Raw genomic sequence first — 19,010 nt, 5'->3', positions numbered from 1 at the left:
CTCTTCCACCCCCAGCTCAGCCCAGAGCTGGTAGCGAGCCGGGCAATCAACAGAGCAGGGGAAGAGACAGCCACGCACGACAAACCAATCTTCAGCTGTAGCAACACTCACCGTGCGCCGCCGCGGCCTTGATTCGCACAGCGGCGATCAAGTTTGGTGCGTGGCAATGAGGCAGACTGCTCACATGCATCCCCCTCGCTGGGCTGGCTCGCTCAGGACCGGAGCATCTCACGCGAGCGCCGAGGGCGGATGCGCTCGCCGCTTCCCTCCGCTGGTATTACCCAGATCAGGTTTTCAGGGTCGGCAAGCCATCTGTCGATGGCCGCCCTCTCAGCCTGGAACGGCTCCCCTAGCAGCGCCATTAGATACAGGACAGTACTGAAAATGCTGCGCTTGACGCTTCCCAAGAATCTGCAGGTGCCGCGCCGCCCGCCCGGTTTGACCGTCTGCTCGCCAGCCCTGCATCGCTATTATAGCCCATAAGCGCGACCGCTGTGAAGTGAGGGCACCCCGGGCCGTGGGGAAGGGCAGCGCTGCTGGCGCCAGGCAGCGCTCGCCAGACACTCACCCTGGAGAGACGGACATGCTAGAATAGAGACTACTCCTGCCGGGTACTGTCCGGAGGTGCGAGCCTGACACAGCATCGTGCTGCCAGGCGAGCAGCTACCCAGGACACGCTATCAGCTCCATCACGCCCTACTCGCTACGCAGCCAGGCTGCTGGCACAGTGCCCGGGAGATCACGATACAGAGAAGAGGACAGAAGAGAGGAGAGCGGAGGCATGTCCGGTAGACTCGGCATCGAATTGCTCATTATTTTTCTATTAATGGTCGCCAATGGCTTCTTCGCAGCTTCAGAAATTGCCACCGTTTCGGCGCGACGTGGCAGGCTACAGCAGCAGGCGGAGGCTGGGAAGAAACGGGCCCGGCAGGCCCTGGAGCTGGCCGAGGAACCGGACCGCTTTCTCGCGACCGTCCAGGTAGGTATTACGCTGATCAGCACCCTGGCTGCAGCCTTCAGCGGCGCCAGCCTGAGCGGTCCCCTGGCGGACTGGCTGCGCACGCTACCCATCGTCGGCACTTACGCTGATAGCCTGGCGCTGGCCATCGATGTCCTGCTGATCACCTACTTCACCCTGGTGATCGGCGAGCTGGCCCCCAAACGTCTGGCCTTGCAGCATGCCGAAAGCGTGGCCAGTGCCGCCGCTCCCGTCATGAGTCTGCTATCGCGCCTCGCCCGCCCCATCGTGGCGCTGCTCACGCTCTCCACCAATCTCCTGCTGCGCCTGCTCGGCCAGCGTACAGACACTCAGCCCGAGGTCACCGAGGAAGACATCGTCTACCTGACCCATGAAGGCTTCACCAGTGGAGCAGTCGAGCGCGAAGAGGAGGAGTTTATCCGTCGCGCTCTCCACTTTGCAGACCGCACCGTGCGCGAGGTAATGCGCCCACGCAGCGAAATCGTAGCCATCGAGGCCAGCGCCTCCCTCGAAGAGGTGGCGCGCGTCTTTCGCGAGAGTGGCTACAGCCGCCTGCTGATCTACCGCGACACGATCGACAATGTTCTGGGTATCCTGCACGCCAAAGACCTGCTCTATATGCTGACTGGCAGCAACAGCCGCGATTACCTGCGTCTGCTGCGCACACCGATTTTTGCTCTGGAACAGCAGCACCTGGACGACTTGCTGCGCCGCTTCAAGCGCGAGCGGGCCCAGCTCGCCATTGTCATCGACGAATACAGTCAGGTGAGCGGCCTGGTCACAATGGAGGATCTGCTAGAGGAATTGGTGGGCGAGATCCAGGATGAGTACGATGTGGACGAGGAGCGCAGCATCGTGCAGCGGGAAGATGGCTCGTGGCTGGTCGACGGCCTGGAGAGCTACGAAACAGTCCGCGAACAGATCGGGCTGCCACCCATTCCCGAGGAAGAGCGCGGCCAGTACAGTAGCATTGCCGGCCTGGTGCAGGCCCATCTTGATCGCATTCCCCACGAAGGAGACCGGATCACCCTGGGCACCTTTGAGCTGGAAGTCGTTGACATGGATGGCCGGCGCGTCGATAAAGTGCTGATCCGCCAGCGGCAGGCAGGAGAGCAGGCGCGCGAAGACGAGCAAGAGACCTCAGCCTGAAGCAGGCCCCCTGACTGACCTCGCGACCGCGCTCCGCGCCGGCGAGCAGCTGCTCTCGGATTGCCAGCCACTGCCGCTAGCCGCCATCGGCTCGCCGGCGCCTGGCTTGAGCGAACTGGTCAGTGTACAAAAACGCGAAGCCAACTACGTGAGGGAGAGCACCAGTTTCCCGAAGTTACGATTCTCACCCATATGACGATGGGCCTCGGCGACCTCTTCCAGGGGATAGACACGCTCGATGACCGGCTTGACTCTGCCGCTCGCCAACAAAGGCAGCACCGAGGTGGCAAAGCGACGCGTGACAGCCAGCTTCTCCTCCAGGCTGCGCGCACGCAAGGTTGAGCCGCGAATCTGCAGGCGTTTGGCCATCAGTAGCCCAAGATTGATCTCAGCCTGGGCCCCGCCCATCGTGGCCAGGATGACCATGCGGCCCCAGGGAGCGAGGGCCTCCATATTCTGAGCCAGATAGGCAGAGCCAACGAAGTCGAGCACCACCTGTACGCCCTGTCCTCCTGTCAAGCGCTGGACCTCAGCGGCGAAATCCTGAGCAGAGAGAGCATGGTCCAGCCCCAGCTCACGGGCTTGCTCCAGCTTGGCCGCTGTGCGCGCCGTGCCAAACGTAATAGCCCCGGCAGCATGGGCCAGCTGGATGGCTGCCGTGCCCACGCCACTGCCGGCAGCATGGATCAGCACGCGCTCGCCCATCTGCAGGCCCGCCTGGGTAAAGAGGGCGTCGTGAGCGGTCATGAAGACCTCGGGAATACTCGCTGCCTGTACGAAGTCGAGGCGGTCGGGGATTTCCACCAGCAACCCTTCATGAATGACGATGTACTCGGCCTGTGCTCCCCCACCGGCCAGACCCATCACGCGCTGACCCGGTCGCCAACGGCGCGCCAGTGGCCCCACCGCATCGACGGTTCCCGCAAACTCCAGCCCGGGAATATCAGGGGGCACATCGGGCGGCGCAGGATAGCCACCCGCACGCTGCAGCAAATCGGCGCGATTGAGACCGGCGGCGTGGACACGCACACGAACCTGATCACCCTGGGGTTCCGGCATCGGCACCTCACGAATAGCCAGGACCTCGGGGCCTCCGGGACGAGTGATCACGACTGCTCGCATCGAAACTGTTCCTCCATTCCATCAGATTCCATGTCGGACGGCAGGCTGCTTGCAGTCCGTGCGCTCCTCCTTTAACCTTATCACATTTCCCCCCGAGCCGCGGCCTCAAGCTGGGCGCGGCCTGCCCCGGTTGCCGGGAACGTATGCGAGCGGTAGAGGCTATGGTATAATGGCCCCAAGAATCCGTAGTTCGCAAGCCCGCACATCGGTCCTGACCAGAGAGAGGCAGATCACCCGATAGGGGTAGTAAAGTAGCAGATACTGGCAGAGGAGAGAGGAGAGGACGCAGCTTCTATGTTCACCCTTAGCGACATTCGGCAGGCCTGCGGCGACAGCGCTCGCTTCTACGGTCTGGCCTCCGAGGAAACGGAGCGCCTTTTCCCAGCAGCCCACCACGATAGCCGCCAGATCGAACCCGGAGATCTGTTCATCGCCCTCAAAGGCCAGCATGCCGATGGCCATCACTTCATTCCCAATGCTGCACACCAGGGGGCTGGCGGCGCCCTCTGCAGTCAACCCGCCGAGGACGTCCCCCCGTCCTTCTTGCAGATTGTCGTCCCCGATGTCCTTCAGGCCCTACACGCCATCGCACGCCAGCGTGCCCAGCGCCAGCAAGGCACTATCTTCATTGGTATTACTGGCAGCAACGGGAAAACCAGCACGAAAGAGGCTATCGCTACTGTTCTCAGTAGGCAGGCACCAACTCTCAAAACCTTCGCCTCTTACAACAACGAGATCGGTTATCCCTTGACGCTGCTGCGTCTAGAGCCGCAGCACCGCTACGCCGTGCTCGAAATGGGGGCCCAGTGGGTAGGAGAGCTGGCCTGGCTCTGCCGCACCATCGCCCGTCCACACTGGTCGGTCATTACCAACGTCGGCAGCGCTCACCTTGAATTCTTCAAATCGGTCGAAGGCATCGTCCAGGCCAAAGGCGAGCTTGTCGAGGCCCTGCCTCCCGATGGCCTCGCTTTCCTCAACTATGATGATCCGCGCGTACGCGGCATGGCGGCCCGCACACAGGCGCGTGTCGTCTACTATGGAACAGCCGAGCAGGCCGAGGTGAGAGCCATTCCCGACGGCGGCGACCCGCTGCGCGGACGGCACTTTCTCCTGAGCTATCATGGCGAACAGTGCCCGGTTCAGTTGCATATTCCCGGTGACCACGGTATCTACATCGCCCTCGCCGCGGCGGCGGTTGGCTGTGCCGCGGGCCTGCCCCTGGCCGAGATTCGCGCCGCCCTGGAGTCGCTGGCGCCGGTCAAAGGACGCGGCGAAATCAAGCCAGGGCCAAACGGCAGCACCCTTATCGACGACAGCTACAACGCCAGCGCCGAATCGATTATTGCCATCGCGCGTGCCATGCAGGCCACCCCAGTCGAGCGAGGAGGGAGACGCTGGGCCGTGCTGGGTGACATCTTCGAGCTTGGCCCTCATGCTGAGCGCGAGCATCGTCGCGCCGGCGAGGCCCTTGGTGATCTCGTTGATTATGTAGTGGCCGTTGGCGACCAGGCCCGCTACTATGTCGAGGGGGCCAGAGCAGCCGGCCTGCCCTTGGAGCGCACCCACTATTTCCCCGCTGACCCGCATGACCGTGGCGCCCTGGAAGAGGCCAAGCGCGCCGCGGCGGCCCTGCTGGTGGCAGAGGTCCAGCCCGCTGACCTGGTCCTGCTCAAAGGCTCGCGCGGCATGGCGATGGAAACCATGCTCAGCCTGTGGTCAGCCGAACCTGGGGCCACAACCAGACGGACAACCAGCCCAGAATAAGCGGGAAGAGAGGAAGGAGAGAGCAGAGCATGCAGCACTCCCAACCAAAGACGCGCAAGCTGCGCGTTGGTGTCATTTTCGGTGGCCGCTCGGGCGAACACGAAGTCTCCATCGCCTCTGCCACTTCCATCATCGAGCACCTCGACCCCAACAAATACGAGGTCGTACCCATTGCCATCACGCAGGAAGGGCGCTGGCTGCTCGGAGCTGATCCACAGCGCCTGCTGGCTGCCGAAACAGGTCAAGAGGGGACAGTCCTCAGCGAGAGCCTGGCGGTCGCCCTGCCTGGAGATCCCACTGTGGGGCATCTGGTGCCGCTGAACCAGCCCGAGAACGTTGGGCAGGCCCTTGAAGCAGGCCGGGTCGACGTCATCTTTCCAGTGCTGCACGGCACCTACGGCGAAGATGGCACCCTGCAGGGGCTGCTAGAGATGGCCGGCGTGCCCTACGTTGGCTGCGGCGTCCTGGGATCCGCCCTGGGCATGGACAAAGAAAAAATGAAAATGATCTTCCAGGCCGTTGGCCTTCCCATCGTCGACTACCTGGTCTACCGTCGCCATGACTGGGAGCGCGATCCCGCCCCCATCATCGAAGCTGTGGAAGCCCGGCTTGGCTATCCCTGCTTTGTCAAGCCGGTCAACCTCGGCTCCAGCGTCGGCGTCAGTAAAGCCCACAAGCGCGAAGAACTGGAGCAGGCCATCACCTTCGCCGCCGAATACGATCGCAAAATCATCGTCGAGCGCGGCATCGACTGCCGCGAGCTGGAGTGCGCCGTTTTGGGGAACGACGAGCCGCTGGCCTCGGTCGTTGGCGAAATCATCCCCAGCAACGAATTCTACGACTACCGTGCCAAGTACATCGACAACCGCTCGCAGACCGTCATCCCTGCCGACCTGCCGCAGGAGACCGCTGAGCTGGTGCGTCACTACGCCGTCCAGGCTTTTCTCGCCCTTGACCTGAGCGGCCTGGCACGTGTCGACTTCTTCCTGGAGAAGACCAGCGGGCAGCTCTACATTAACGAAGTCAACACCATGCCGGGCTTCACCACTATCAGCATGTACCCGAAGCTCTGGCAGGCCAGCGGCCTTCCCTACGAGCAACTGCTCGATCGTCTGATCGAGCTAGCCCTGGAGCGCCACACTGATCAGCAGCGCAATCGCACCCGGCTCCAGCTCTAGTCAGTCAGCGCGCCTCCGGTCGCCAGCAGCCGGCGAGGCGGCCCCAGTCCAGCCAGCATACATAACGCAGCCAAGAAGAGAACCAGGAGACAGAGAGATCACTATGGCCCACATTCAGCACAGACGTACCACAGGCACCACCATCGCCGCCATCAGCGTTGAGCCGCTCAACATCCCCTTGCTGGAGCCGTTCACCATCGCCACCGGCAGCACCAGCGAGGCGCGTAACGTGCTCATTACCATCACCCTGGAAGACGGCAGTGTTGGCTACGGCGAGGCCGCTCCCTTCCTGCCCAGCCTGGGCGAGGATCAGAACACGGCCCTGGCCGCCGCCCAGAGCTGCGCCGCCCTGCTGCAGGGCAAAGACGCCGCCCACTGGCGCAGCCTGGCCCGTCTCTTGCGCAGCCTCTATTTCAGCCAGTCTTCCGTCTGCGCCGGTTTCGAAATGGCCCTCCTCGATGCCCTGACACGCTCCTACGGCTTACCCCTTTACGCCTTCTTTGGCGGAGCCGGTAACGCCGTCGAGACCGACATCAGCATTCCTCTCGTCGAACCTGAGCACGCCTACGAGCTGGCGCGAGCCGCTGTCGAACGCGGCATTCGCACCATCAAGATCAAGGTCGGCAGCGACGTCCGCGAAGATGTGGCCCGCGTCGAGGCGGTGCGCGAGGGCGCGCCCAACGTGGGCCTGACCCTGGACGCCAACCAGGGCTACACACCAGCCGAAGCCCTGCTCTGCCTGGAAGCGCTCGACGAGCGCGACATCCGTCCGCTGCTGCTCGAACAGCCAGTTCCCAAAGACGATTACGAGGGCCTGCGCTATGTCACCCAGCATAGCCGCGTCCCGGTCGCCGCGGACGAAAGCGCCTACAGCGCTGCCAACGTCGCCCACCTGATCGCGATGGGGGCCGTTAACGTTGTCAACATCAAGCTCATGAAAAGCGGCATCGTCGAAGCCCTGGACATCGCCGCCGTCTGTCGCGCCACCCACACTCAGCTCATGATCGGCGCCATGATGGAGTCGCGCCTGGCTATCAGCGCTGCCGCCCACTTCGTCGCCGGTCTGGGCGGCTTCCGCTTCATCGACCTCGACACTCCGATGCTGCTGGCTGCCGACCCCTTCATCGGTGGCTACGAGCAGCGGGGCGGCCTTTACGATCTCTCGGGTGTCGAGAGTGGTCTGGGCATCAGCCGGCGCCAGTGAAGTGAGCCAACGGGGGGGGGCCGGTCTCCATCCCTCTGGCGCCGGCTGGTGAAGAGCAGGCAGGCGAGCAAGGGCAGAAACCATTCCCGACCAGGGGACAGCTAGCGATAGGAGGACGCCTGCAGATTGAAGAGTTCGGCATAGCGCCCTCCGCGCGCCATCAGCTCTTCATGGCTACCCTGCTCAATCACCTCGCCCCGCTCCAGGACCAGAATAAGGTCGGCCACACGTACCGTCGAAAATCGGTGCGAGATAAAGATGGCAATGCGCCCGCGAGTCAATTCACGCATGCGGGCAAATAGCTCGTGCTCGGCCTGGGCATCGAGCGCCGAGGTCGGCTCATCGAGAATGAGGATCTGGGCCTCACGCATAAAGCCGCGGGCCAGGGCCATCTTCTGCCACTCGCCGCCTGAGAGATGGTGGCCCTCCTCGAACCAGCGTCCCAGCATTGTCTCGTAGCCCTGCGGCAGACGGGCGATCACCTCATCGGCCCCGCTCTTCTGGGCCGCCGTCGTGATCCGTGCTCGATCCTCAATGAAGTCAACCTGGCCGATGCCGATGTTCTCGCGAGCCAGCAGCTGGTACTGCACAAAGTCCTGGAAAATGATACCGATCTCGCGGCGCAGCTCGTCAGGATCGTATTCACGAATATCGTGACCATTGACCAGGATCTGGCCTTCCTGGGGATCGTAGAGGCGCGCCAGTAACTTGACCAGGGTGGTCTTGCCAGCCCCATTGCGCCCGACGATGGCCAGGGTCTGGCCAGCCTCCAGCTTAAAGCTCACATTGCGCAGCGCCGGCTCCTGCCGTCCCTCATAATAAAAGGTCACATTGCGGAACTCGATGCCGCGCGTAAATGGGCGCTCCAGCGGTACAGGATTGGCCGGACGCGGCATCTCGGGGCGCAGGGCCAGCACCTCAAAGAGCGTGCTCAGGTACAAATTATGCTCATACATCGATGAGAAGCCACTCAGAATATTTTGAAAGTTATTCTGCACCGAGTTAGCGGCCTGGGTATAGAGCGTCAAGTCGCCGATAGAGACGCGCCCAGAGACGGCCTGGACAGCCACATAGAGAAAGGTGCCGCTGCTCACCAGTGTCGTCAGTGTCCCCCAGCCGAAACCGGCAAGGTAGCGTCGTACCACCAGACGGCGCTCTTCGCTGAGGAAGCGCTCGGCGAACTGCTTAAAGCGTTCGATAAAGAAAGGTCCCAGGTTGAAGATCTTGATCTCCTTCTGATAGGAGTCGGTGGTCAGCAGGTTGACCAGATAGGCTTGCATGCGTCGCTCCTGGGACTGGCGCCGTCTGAGCTGAAAGCCGCGCCAGCCGTAGCGCGCGTCGGCGATAAAGGCGGGCACCGGCGCCACGAGAGCGATAACGGCCAGCCACCACTCCAGCCGCACCAGCAAGACGATCATCGAGCCAAAGGTGAGAGCGTTGCGCAGCAGGGAAAAGGTACCGGCGATCATCATCACCGGGCGCAGCATGGCCTCTTGCTGCACCTGCTGCAGCTTATCGTAGAATTCGGAGCGCTCGAAAAAGGCCATATCGAGAGTATGAGCGTGCTCGATCAGCAGGTACTGTACGCGGCTGGCCGTTTCATCCTGCAGGATCTGCTGAAACGTATTGCTCAGCGTATTTAGCAGGCTCATCACGAGGTTGAGCAACAGCTGCAGCCCGGCCAGGATGGCGATCAGGCGCAGATAGTAGTCGGCGCGGGCGCTCTCCCTGATGGCCATGACGACAGCATCCAGCAGGAGCTTATTGAGATAGATAGTCGAGGCTGGCACGAAGGCCAGCAGCAGCGTGGTTAGACCCAGGCCCAGGGTCAGCCAGGGGTTGGTCTCCCAGACCAGGCGCAGAGAGCGTGCCAGGCCGGCGAGGGCCCCTGGCACGCTCCGCACAAAGCGGACGAGACGCTCCCGCCATGAGAGGTCTTCGTCCTCCTCGCTCTGCTGCCTGAACGGTGAGGGTCGGCGCATCATGTGCGTATGATAGAGCATATTCCCCTTACAGCGTTGATTTGATGTATTGCGCTGCCCTATGGGACAGCGCCATGATCGAGAGCATCGGATTGACACCGGAAGGCGAGGGGAAGACGCTACCATCGCAGACAAAGAGGCCGCGCACACCATGCACCTCATGATTGCCATCGACGACGGCCTGCCGCGGGTCGCTACCCATACGACAGGTGCCCATCTGGTGAGCCGTGAAGACCATGAGGCGATTGGGAGCCATGCCGTGGCGCTCAAGCTGGCGCTCGAACTCGCGGAATTGCCGTTCATCGAGCGTGCCATCGGCGGCGCGATCCAGGCGTGTACGCCGCGTATGCAGCGAGAGCACAGAACGAGCGCCGGCAGCGAAATGCACGCGCGCCGCCTGCGCTATGCCGTGCAGCAAGTGGCGGCGATCGTAGACCGAGACCACGTAATCGATGACTGGCTCGCCATCCTTGGCGACAGTGACGCGGCCCTCTCCGCGATCGCGGGTCAGGACGATGAAGGCCGCCACGTAGGGCGCCTGCAGCAGCTCGCGGCGGTAGTCGCGCGCCGACCACCAGGGCAGGGCCACGCCCAGCATCCCCGGATGCACGGGAGCGGTCTCCAGCTTGTAGCCATAGGTACCGTCCAGATGGCCAAACTGGTTGCTGTAGGCCGACTGCAGGACCCCTTTCCAGGGGTAAATCTTGTCAGGATAGAGGCCGGCCACCACCGCCGTCGGGTGCAGATAGAGATGGCGCCCAATGTGAGGATTGCTCAAGCCGGAGCGTAGCAAGAGAGCCGGCGAGTGAATAGAACCCGCCGCGACAATGACGGCCCGGGCCCGCACGGTCAGGCGACTCAGACGTCCACTCTGAGGATCACGCACGCTCGCTACGACCCCAACAGCGCGCCCCCGCTCGATCAGCACGCGATCAGCGCTGCAGTTCACAACGATGCGGGCGCCCGCCTCAAAAGCGTCCTGTAAATAGGTTGCGAGCGTCGAGCGCTTGCAGCCGTAGCGACAGCCAAAACAACAGGAGCCGCAGCGCTGGTTACAGCCAACGGCATTACGACGCAGGACGCCAGCATGGTAACCCAGGGCAGTGCAGCCATCGGCCAGGACCTGATTCTGCCGATTGTGAGCGCTGTTCTCCAGGTTGACACTGATGCGCTCCTCGACGGCAGCGAAACTGTCCTGCAGGCTCTTGCCCGTCAGCTCGCTCACGCCTGATTGCCTTGCCCACTCGTCCAGGACGTCCTCGGGGGTTCTGAAGGAGGTCATCCAGTTGACAACCGTGCCCCCGCCAAGCGTACTACCTGCGAGGACGGTGATGCCGAGGTCGCGCGAGGTCAAGAGGCCACGTTGCAGGTAGAGTTCGGTCATCCCTCGCCCTTCCTCAACCGGAAAGGTCTCTTCATTATAATACCCCCCTTTTTCAAGGACCACCACGCTCTTGCCAGCGCGAGCCAGCTCGCCGGCTACCACGCCTCCACCGGCCCCGGAACCGATGACAACGGCGTCGGCCTCCAGAGTGGTGTCGCCTTCAATGGGGAAAGGCTGCAGGGAACGCGTCACGGTCGCTGGCGGGTCCCGGGGCGGGGTGTAGTCAAGCACTTCCCAGTTGGGATTGCAGCCCCGCTCGTCGAGAGCTGCGAAGAAAACGAAGCCGGCCAGACGCTTCATGGCCTGGAAGCCCTGGCGCAGCAGGCCGAGTGGACTGTTGGCCAGGGCCAGGAGATAGCGCTCGCGCAGTTCCTGGGGCAGGCGCGCGAACGGCTGAGGTCTGCCAACCAGGAGCAGGGAAGTGAGCGAACTGCTGAGAAGAGTAAGAAGCTGGTGAATCTGCCTTTTGCGCTCTTCACCCTCCAGGGCCAGCATCTCGGCCATGCGCTGGGCCACCTGGAGGTCGGCAGCTCGCCGTCGATAATAGGCGGCTTCTTCGGCACTCACTCCGGGGGGTGGTTCCAGCGAAGGGAGCAGGGTATCACAGATGGCTTCGAGAATGGCGAACTCGGCAGGCGAGAGCCACGCCGCTCCCTGACTCTGACGCTGCACGATGGGTGATAGCACAGTGGAGGAGATGGTCATTGAGCGTACCTCCTTCCTTTCGCTCAATACACTGGATCATGCCGACGTCGCATGATGCCGGGCAAAGCAATACAGCCACAGTGAAGAGCTGACATATCTCTATAGTGTAGGTAAGTATAGCATAATCTGACCTGCCCTTCAGGCCCTTCTATGGCGGCCCGCGCCGCTCCTCAAGCGCTTTCAGGGCCTCTTGACAAATCTGACTGACAGTCAGTCAAGATCTTGCGACCAGAGATGAGGGCAGGAGAAGCAGGGCAGAAAGGGGGTGCTGGCCGGGATCATAGGAGAGAGGTATTGCCAGCACCAGGCAGGTAGGCGGTGGAGCAAGGGGAGTGGTCCGGGTAGCCAACGGTGTAGCCAATGCTGAGTGGAGCCTCCCGCCGTGGCTACGCTGGCATGGCGGGAGAGCAGCAATCTGGAGGTGGTGACCGGCCACTCAGCTCAGGCCATGCTGCGACAGGCAGTCATCCCGATGAAAATCGGTCTGGAGGAGGCGCTGAGGGATCAGGCGAAAGAGGCCCGTTCCGATTTGGGCTGCATTCGTCAGGGTTCGCAGGGCCATCAAGGCCCCGATGCGCGTCTCCTCGCTATAGTCGAGCAGTTCAACCATATGATCGAACTCGGCCTGTGTCAGCACCTCATAGGAGAGATCTGGGCGCACCAGCATGGTCAAGTCGAGATCGACGTAGCGCACACTCGCCACCTCGATAGTCGGTGGCAAGATAATGGTCGCATAAGTATAGAGCAGGTCGCAGCCATTGTAGAAGGCGCTCAACATATACCAGCGCTCCGGCCAGAAGAACTGGAGACAATGATGGCGCAGTGGGCGTGTGCCAGTGGTCCACTCCATCAGTGTTCCGGCAGGTAGCCAGAGGCGCAGGCAGTCAGTTCCTGGCGAAGCGGTTGGCGGATCGCTTAGCTGTACCTCCGGTGAGAGGCGATAGGAGCGCCAGGTGCCACGCAGCACTCCATCATAGCTGCGGCTCTCGACACGAAAATCCGGTTGCATACGCATACTTCTCCCTTCCATCCGCCTCATAGTACGCAAATCTGCCCGGTTCGTCAAGCTGGACCGGGTGGAGCATGAATGAGGGCGCAGGTTCACCTACTGCTTTTGCCGATCCGCGGCTCCTCGCAGGCCGGTTCCAGCGCTCAACAGCTGCTATCTCCCAGCCAGCGAAATATAGTAGAATAACAGCTAGAGATTTGCCTTACGCCGTCGTCAGAGCAAGCCCAAGAGCGAGCGAAAAAGGGTTTCTCCTGCGCCAGCACGAGCAGCGGGCAGGAGTTGAGAAAGAGTATAGAGATCATGCTGCGCTGTCCACGCTGTCAGACGCAGAATCCGTCGCATGCCAAATTCTGCTTTGCCTGCGGCCTTCGCTTCCTGATCTGTCCATACTGCGGTACGGCCAACCCTCCGGTCGCCCGTTTCTGCATTGAATGCGGACGGGTCCAGGGGCAGAAGGAACGTGGATGGGAGTCGGTGGAGACCTCGCCCTCGCCGATACTTGCTGTCCGCGGTGGAGAGGAAGGGGAGTCGGGGCCAGCATCACTGCCCCAGCTGCCAGCGCCAGTGCTGGCGCTGGAGCCGGCTTCGGAGGAGGCACCAGCACCGCTGTCAGCTTTGAGCACGCCCGAAGAGCGACGGGTGGTGACGGTGATGTTCGCCGACATCATTGGCTCGACGCCCCTGGCCGACCGCCTTGATCCCGAGGATCTGCGGGCCATCCTCGCTGGCTACTTCAACTTGATGACAGAGCAGATTCGTCGCCACGGCGGTACTGTAGAGAAATACATCGGTGATGCCGTCATGGCTGTCTTTGGCCTGCCGCTGGCGCACGAGGATGATCCCGATCGGGCCATTCGAGCCGCCCTCGACATGCAAGCCGCGCTGATACGCTTCAATCAGGAACGTCTTCAGCGTGATCCAGAGGCAGTGCTTCTCCAGATGCGCATCGGGATCAACACCGGCGAAGTGGCCACACCCGGGCCTGATGGCAGCCTCAACAGTCGCCGGGATTTTCTGGTGACGGGCGAGGCGGTCAATCTCGCCGCGCGTCTGCAGCAGGTGGCCAGTCCCGACACAATCCTGGTAGGGGAGCGCACCTACCTGGCCACGCGCGAGATCTTCCGCTTTCGCCCGCTGGCGCCCTTGCAGCTCAAGGGAAAGGAGGAGCCGATCCGCGCCTGGGTTGTGCTGGGCCTGGCGGACGAGCAGCCCGCCAGTTCACTGGTAGCGCGTGCTCGACGCGGTCTGCTGGCCCCGTTGATCGGGCGCTCGCTGGAACTGACTCTGATGCACGCGACCTATGCTCGTGTGCTGGCCGAGCGGCAGCCTCATTTGATCACTCTGCTAGGTCCCTCGGGCATTGGCAAGTCGCGCCTGGTGTACGAGTTTATCGAACGCGAGCAGGAGAAAGCCCGCAGTACGACTGGTCCAGACGAGCAGCCAGTACCGCTGGTCATGCGCGGACGCTGCCCGCCCTACGGCGAGGGCATCACGTACTGGCCGCTGATCGAGATCCTGCGGGCCTTGCTCCAGGTTCAATATAACGAGAGCGATGAGGATATCCATCGGCGCTTCACAGCCTTCGTCAGCGAAGTATTGGAGAGGGCCGGGCACAAAGAAGAGGCCGAGGATGTGGCTGAGGCCATCCTGTTGAGCATTGGGCGCCACCTTGGGAGGTCGGTAGCTTTGCCGTCGGGTGGCGAGCGTCGCGAGCGGCAGCGCATGGCCCATGCGCGTAATCTTGAGCAAAACGGCGCTCAGATGACCTTACTACGCTCCTGGCGTATCTTCCTGGCGGCGCTGGCTCAGCAGCAGCCCCTCATTCTTGTGATCGACGATCTCCAATGGGCTGATGAGGCCCTGCTCGATCTGCTGGAGCACCTGATGGAGCGCTTGAGCAATGTTCCGATTCTCCTGCTTTGTCCGGCGCGGCCCGAGTTCCTGGAGCGGCGCCAGGACTGGGGTGGGGGTCAGCGCAACTTTACCACTATTGTGCTGGAGGCTCTTTCCGCCGAGGAGAGCAAGGAGTTGGTACGCGCCTTGCTGAAAAGCACCGAGCTGCCCGAAGCTCTCTGTCACACGATCCTTTCCCGGGCTGAGGGCAATCCTTTCTTTGTGGAAGAGCTGATCCGCATGTTCATCGACCAGGGACTTCTGGTCTATGAGCAGGATAGCTGGCGCGTGGCCCATGAGAAGGAGCACCTTCTCAGCGAGCTAGCCAGCCCGGCAGGGCCTCCCGACGATGCCCTGCTCGATCTCCATTATACGCTGCCTTTGCCGCGGGTTCCCGATACGATCCAGGGTGTTCTGGCGGCGCGCGTCGATTTGCTCAGTCCTGTCGAGAGGCATGTCTTACAAAGGGCGGCGATCATCGGACGCACATTCTGGCTCTCGGGCTTGCGTGAGCTGACGGCTGATCTGGATGAGGAGACGCTCTTGCAAACCCTGGAGTTGCTGATCACGCGCGATTTTATCGCTGAATCGGAGCGACGCGATCGCAGCCCTGTCGAGAACGATCGGGTCTTTAGCTTCAAGCATATTCTAACGCGAGATGTCGTCTATCACACGCTTTCGCGGGCCCACCGCGCTCTAAGCCATGCCCGTCTGGCACGCTGGCTGGAAGAGCAAGTCAACGGGCGCACTGATCGCTTCGTTGAGTTGCTGGCCTATCATTACCAGCAGGCAGCGGCCAACTGGACGCCTAGTTTGCTTGTCGGTCTGGCCGAGCAAGTAGAGCCAGAGCTGACGCTGCAGGAGCTGAGGCAGCGAGCTACGGCCTATTTGACGAGCGCGGGCGATCAGGCGCTGCGCAGCTACTATACGATTCGGGCCATCCAGGCTTACAGCGATGCATTGGAGCTGTTGAACGAGAGCGGAGCAGAGCGGAGCGCCCTGGCCCGCATGCATGAGAAGCTGGGTGACGCTTTCACGCAGCGCGCCAATCTCAAGGAAGCCTGGCTGGCCTACCGGCAGGCGCTGCGGCTGCTGGAAGCTGAGGAGGAGCCGCCTGCGGCTGATCTCCTCTATCTTTACGATAGTCTGGCCGAGCTGGCAACGCGCTGGGGACCGTGGCACGATGCCCCTCCCGATATGGACGAGGTACGCTCATATATCGATGCCGGACTGGCTCTCGCTGAGGATCAGGGAGACCGCTCTGTCTTTCTGACCTATCTGGCTCTGTGGCATATGCGCCCGCGGGAGGATGATCCTAACGACGTTAACGAGCGAGCCAGACAGGCAGAGCAGGCGCTCAAGAGCGCCCGTGAGGCGCGGCGCCTGGCCGAGGAGGCCCAGGATGTGGAAGCGCTCTGGCTGGCTCTCGACGCTCTCGGCGGTATTTATATGAGGCTCTGCGACTATGCAGAAGCCCATCGCACTCAGCATCAGCGTCAGCAGCTCCAGGCCCAGATTACTCGTCAGCAGGGGCGTCAAGATCGGCAGGAGTTGCACGATCTCTACTATTCCCTGGGATGGGTACACTTTTTTATCTGTGAGTATCCAACGGCAGCGCGCTGGTTTGGTGAGTCGTGGCAGGTGGCCCAGACGATGGAAAGTCCGCCTTTGCTCCTGCTCAGTATGCTGGGACGTATCCATGTCTGGTACGAATGGGAGCGTTGGGATGATGCGCGTGAGGCAGCGCAGAAAGCTTTGCAGCTGATCGAGCAATATCAGCTCGAAGAGATGTGGGAGATCGATGCCCTGAAGCATCTGGTAATGATTGCTTATCAGACGGGTGACTATGAGCATGGGGAACGCTATCTGCGCCGTCTCAGGCTTCTCGGAGAGCAGGCAACCTCTCGTCTGTTGCGCCTGGATCTGGAGCTAGTCTTGCAGCTTGCGCGCCAGGACTGGGACGGGGCAGTTGAGACGCTCAAGGAAGAGATTCGCCGTCACGAGCCATTCGCCCGACCGGAGCAGCAGGCGCTGCTGGCCGAACTTCTGGTTCAGACCGGAGCCTCTGCTGAGGAGCAGGCCGCGTGGTGTCAGCGGGCGCTGGCGGCGGCACGCCGGTCGGAGGCACTGAAGGCTGAGGGGCGGGCCTGGCGGGCGCAAGGCCGCATGGCTCTGGCTCTGCAGCGCTGGGAGGAGGCACGGACCTGTCTGCAGCAAGCCCTGGCACTTTTCGAACGCCTTGACCTCCCGTGGGAGCGGGGCCAGACCCTCTACTGCCTTGGTGAGCTGCATCAGAGGCAGGCTGTCAGTGCTCAGCTGCCTGATGCGGTGGAGTTGTGGCGTGAGCTGGCTCGCCGTTACTTTACTCAGGCACTGGGCTTCTTTACAGCCTTACGGGCCGCACGCGATATCGAGCGGGCCAACCGTGCTCTGCAAGAGCTGTCATAGCAAGCAAATTGCACGTGATAGCAGGGAGAGCCTGATCTACCGTGAGCGGGTGGGAGGTGAAGCAGCTATCTCTCTATCAGAGTTTCATAGCGCCACCAGTGTTCATCGTGCCAGAGGCGTGTCGAATCCCAGGCTGGTCCCATTGTGCGGGGCAATGTCGCCAGGTGGACCTGCTGCAAGGCGGCGCCAGCCTCCACCAGGTGGCGCTGGACGCTACGTAAAGCCAGCTGCGGCGTATTGTTGACCTGGCTCAGATGAGCCAGCCAGATCCAGCGCAGGCCATCAGTGCGCCAGGTCTGCAAAATTGCCTGTGCTGCCTGCTCGTTAGAAAGATGGCCCGTGGGGCTGAGAATGCGCATCTTGAGAGCATAGGTGTAGGGGCCATGCAGGAGCCGGTCGCGATCGTGATTGGCCTCCAAGACCAGCAGGTCGGCTTGACGCATCGCCTCTAGCATGATCGGGGTGACCGAGCCGCTATCTACTACGACGCAGACACGACACCCTCCGGCGCTAAGCAGGTAGCCGCAAGGAGCAGCAGCATCGTGAGGAACTGGAAAGGAAACGATCTCGATGTCGCCGAGCAGGCAGGAGCTACCAGCAGGCAAGGCCAGTGTCCGTCTCAGGGGCAGCAAGGCTGTCAGCCTTTTCCCGCAAGTTGTCGCGTGGGATTCCTGCCGCGAGTCATCCACCAGGGTCGCCAGGGTAGCCGGGTCAGAGATTACAAGAGGATCGTAGCGTTTCAGCAGCGTGGGAAGGGCCAGCGTATGGTCATTATGTTCGTGAGTGAGGAGAACAGCGAGGATCTGGGCAGGGGAGACATCGGCGAGATGGAGACGATTAATCAACGTGCGGCAGGGCAGGCCAGCGTCGACCAGGAGTCTGGTTCGTCCGTTGGGGCCGGCTTCAATGAGCAAAGCGTTGCCGCTGCTGCCACTTCCCAGAGAAATCACGCGCATAGACTCTCTACCCGGGCCTGTTCTGACACTACCAGTTTTCGCTCTGCCATGTCCTTGTCCCTGTTGTCGGCGTGACAGGAAGCCTGGCCTGGCCTTTCCTCATGCCATCAGCGCGTAGATTGCTCAGGCAGGCCAAGCAGGAGGCGCGCGTTCTCGCCCAGGATTTTGGTCAGCTCATCGGTGCTGAGGCCGGCCTGCTGAATATGCTCGATGACGCGGCGCTGGCGCAGCAAGCCATAGTCGCTGGCGAACAGAATGCGCTCAGCGCCTACCAGCCTTGCCACCGTTGGGAAGATGGCTGGACGGTAGAGGAAGACCGTGGCAGCAGTATCATACCACACCAGGGAACAGGCCTGCTGCACCTCTGGCATCAAAGTATAAAAAGGCAGGCCCCCGCCCCAATGGGCAGCGACGAAGCGCACATCGGGGAAAGCCGTCAAGAAGGCGACAACATCGGCCACAGAGACATCGCCTTTGCCAGGATAGAGGTGGCCTACAGGCTCGCTGCAATGGGAGAGGACGAGCAAGCGATAGTGGCGCACTACCTCGATGAGGGGGGCCAGCAAACGGGTGTCGCTCAGGCGGTAGCCCTGGCCGTGGGGCATAAGTTCGCCCATGCCGATCATGCCAGCCTGCGCACAGCGCTCCAGTTCGCGCACCGCGCGTCTGCCGGCTGTAGGTAAGATTACTGCCATGCCATAGATGCGGCCCGGATAACGACGCATGGCATCCAGGACGTAGCTGTTACCCTCTTCGATGAGGCCCGGGTCAGTCCAGCCGAAGGAGAAGGCTACCGAAGCATCAACGCCCGCAGCATCCATTTCCGTGATCAGATCCTCGGCAGTGGCCAGCTTGCTGCGGGGATTGGCATAGAGGGTCCGAAACCAGGGATCACGCTCGCAATAGCGCTCACGCTGCTGACAAATAGAGGGTGGAAAGAGATGGGTGTGGAAGTCAATGATCATGCTCTGCTTCGCTTCCAGAAGGGTGCTCCAGGCTATAAAAAAAGGGCGTTGCTCACCGGCACGCCCCTTTTCCTGCTTCCTTACTGCGCCTCTTAGACATTCTTTTTTTGAAGAAAAAGCAACAGCGAAACAGGGAGAACCTTCCAACTGAAAGGTGTCTTGCCTCAATTTTGCTGAGGGAGAAGTCCGTCGCGACAGCGGGGGAAGCGCCGCGCGTTCCATCCTGGACAATAGCAGGCGTTCAGCGATCTTTTGCAGTATCGTAAGGAAGG

Annotated in this window: 11 protein-coding genes and 1 riboswitch; of the genes, 5 read left to right on the top strand and 6 right to left on the bottom strand. The window is 61.8% G+C overall.

The genetic code is table 11. The annotated features are described in order from the left end of the window. Nucleotides 1–246 precede the first annotated feature (246 nt). Nucleotides 247–361: riboswitch (TPP riboswitch) on the bottom strand. A gap of 420 nt (nucleotides 362–781) precedes the next feature. Continuing rightward, on the top strand, nucleotides 782–2,128 hold the full coding sequence (locus A4R35_RS16185; RefSeq protein ID WP_112431146.1) for a hemolysin family protein: 1,347 nt from the start codon (nucleotides 782–784) through the stop codon (nucleotides 2,126–2,128). A 144-nt stretch (nucleotides 2,129–2,272) separates the two neighbouring features. Here A4R35_RS16185 and A4R35_RS16180 read toward each other — a convergent pair whose 3' ends face one another. After that, nucleotides 2,273–3,250, bottom strand: a complete 978-nt coding sequence (locus A4R35_RS16180; RefSeq protein WP_112431144.1) for an NAD(P)H-quinone oxidoreductase — start codon at nucleotides 3,248–3,250, stop codon at nucleotides 2,273–2,275. 294 nt (nucleotides 3,251–3,544) lie between these two features. Here A4R35_RS16180 and A4R35_RS16175 point away from each other — a divergent pair, with 294 nt between their 5' ends. The 3 genes from A4R35_RS16175 to A4R35_RS16165 all read left to right on the top strand — a co-directional run bounded on the left by A4R35_RS16175 (nucleotide 3,545) and on the right by A4R35_RS16165 (nucleotide 7,396). Next, nucleotides 3,545–5,014, top strand: coding sequence for a UDP-N-acetylmuramoyl-tripeptide--D-alanyl-D-alanine ligase (locus tag A4R35_RS16175; RefSeq protein ID WP_112431142.1), 1,470 nt, complete (start codon nucleotides 3,545–3,547; stop codon nucleotides 5,012–5,014). A 29-nt stretch (nucleotides 5,015–5,043) separates the two neighbouring features. After that, a complete protein-coding gene (locus A4R35_RS16170; RefSeq protein WP_112431140.1) occupies nucleotides 5,044–6,192 on the top strand; it encodes a D-alanine--D-alanine ligase family protein in 1,149 nt (382 codons plus the stop codon). Nucleotides 6,193–6,295: 103 nt separating this feature from the next. Then, on the top strand, nucleotides 6,296–7,396 hold the full coding sequence (locus A4R35_RS16165; protein ID WP_112431138.1) for a dipeptide epimerase: 1,101 nt from the start codon (nucleotides 6,296–6,298) through the stop codon (nucleotides 7,394–7,396). 101 nt (nucleotides 7,397–7,497) lie between these two features. On the opposite strand, the gene A4R35_RS16160 is transcribed toward A4R35_RS16165, so the two are convergent. The 3 genes from A4R35_RS16160 to A4R35_RS16150 form a co-directional block, all read right to left on the bottom strand. Then, on the bottom strand, nucleotides 7,498–9,399 hold the full coding sequence (locus tag A4R35_RS16160; protein WP_189361922.1) for an ABC transporter ATP-binding protein: 1,902 nt from the start codon (nucleotides 9,397–9,399) through the stop codon (nucleotides 7,498–7,500). Nucleotides 9,400–9,406: 7 nt separating this feature from the next. Further along, nucleotides 9,407–11,467 carry a GMC family oxidoreductase gene (locus tag A4R35_RS16155; RefSeq protein WP_112431134.1) on the bottom strand — a complete coding sequence of 687 codons (2,061 nt, stop codon included), beginning with the start codon at nucleotides 11,465–11,467 and terminating at the stop codon, nucleotides 9,407–9,409. A gap of 436 nt (nucleotides 11,468–11,903) precedes the next feature. Continuing rightward, a complete protein-coding gene (locus tag A4R35_RS16150; RefSeq protein WP_170293397.1) occupies nucleotides 11,904–12,476 on the bottom strand; it encodes a DUF402 domain-containing protein in 573 nt (190 codons plus the stop codon). Nucleotides 12,477–12,776: 300 nt separating this feature from the next. Here A4R35_RS16150 and A4R35_RS16145 point away from each other — a divergent pair, with 300 nt between their 5' ends. Beyond that, complete coding sequence (locus A4R35_RS16145) at nucleotides 12,777–16,817, top strand: adenylate/guanylate cyclase domain-containing protein (protein ID WP_112431130.1); 4,041 nt, start codon at nucleotides 12,777–12,779, stop codon at nucleotides 16,815–16,817. 65 nt (nucleotides 16,818–16,882) lie between these two features. Here the strand turns inward: A4R35_RS16145 and A4R35_RS16140 are convergent, their stop codons facing one another. Then, nucleotides 16,883–17,773: an MBL fold metallo-hydrolase gene (locus A4R35_RS16140; protein WP_112431128.1), complete on the bottom strand. Its 891-nt coding sequence runs from the start codon at nucleotides 17,771–17,773 to the stop codon at nucleotides 16,883–16,885. 107 nt (nucleotides 17,774–17,880) lie between these two features. Then, the gene (locus A4R35_RS16135) at nucleotides 17,881–18,738 is read right to left on the bottom strand and encodes an amidohydrolase family protein (protein WP_189361920.1); all 858 of its coding nucleotides are present in this window, start codon (nucleotides 18,736–18,738) and stop codon (nucleotides 17,881–17,883) included. Between the last annotated feature and the right edge of the window lie 272 nt (nucleotides 18,739–19,010).

Source organism: Thermogemmatispora tikiterensis, from assembly GCF_003268475.1.
Lineage (GTDB): Bacteria > Chloroflexota > Ktedonobacteria > Ktedonobacterales > Ktedonobacteraceae > Thermogemmatispora > Thermogemmatispora tikiterensis.
The sequence above is the reverse complement of the archived record's forward strand: the minus strand, read 5'-3'. Positions and strand labels throughout refer to the sequence as shown.

What these genes read in the sequence shown, in the direction of transcription:
- A4R35_RS16180 (WP_112431144.1), bottom strand. Translation starts at nt 3,250, where the DNA reads ATGCGAGCAGTCGTGATCACTCGTCCCGGAGGCCCCGAGGTCCTGGCT.
- A4R35_RS16170 (WP_112431140.1), top strand. Translation starts at nt 5,044, where the DNA reads ATGCAGCACTCCCAACCAAAGACGCGCAAGCTGCGCGTTGGTGTCATT.
- A4R35_RS16185 (WP_112431146.1), top strand. Translation starts at nt 782, where the DNA reads ATGTCCGGTAGACTCGGCATCGAATTGCTCATTATTTTTCTATTAATG.
- A4R35_RS16160 (WP_189361922.1), bottom strand. Translation starts at nt 9,399, where the DNA reads ATGCTCTATCATACGCACATGATGCGCCGACCCTCACCGTTCAGGCAG.
- A4R35_RS16155 (WP_112431134.1), bottom strand. Translation starts at nt 11,467, where the DNA reads ATGACCATCTCCTCCACTGTGCTATCACCCATCGTGCAGCGTCAGAGT.
- A4R35_RS16150 (WP_170293397.1), bottom strand. Translation starts at nt 12,476, where the DNA reads ATGCAACCGGATTTTCGTGTCGAGAGCCGCAGCTATGATGGAGTGCTG.
- A4R35_RS16165 (WP_112431138.1), top strand. Translation starts at nt 6,296, where the DNA reads ATGGCCCACATTCAGCACAGACGTACCACAGGCACCACCATCGCCGCC.
- A4R35_RS16145 (WP_112431130.1), top strand. Translation starts at nt 12,777, where the DNA reads ATGCTGCGCTGTCCACGCTGTCAGACGCAGAATCCGTCGCATGCCAAA.
- A4R35_RS16140 (WP_112431128.1), bottom strand. Translation starts at nt 17,773, where the DNA reads ATGCGCGTGATTTCTCTGGGAAGTGGCAGCAGCGGCAACGCTTTGCTC.
- A4R35_RS16135 (WP_189361920.1), bottom strand. Translation starts at nt 18,738, where the DNA reads ATGATCATTGACTTCCACACCCATCTCTTTCCACCCTCTATTTGTCAG.
- A4R35_RS16175 (WP_112431142.1), top strand. Translation starts at nt 3,545, where the DNA reads ATGTTCACCCTTAGCGACATTCGGCAGGCCTGCGGCGACAGCGCTCGC.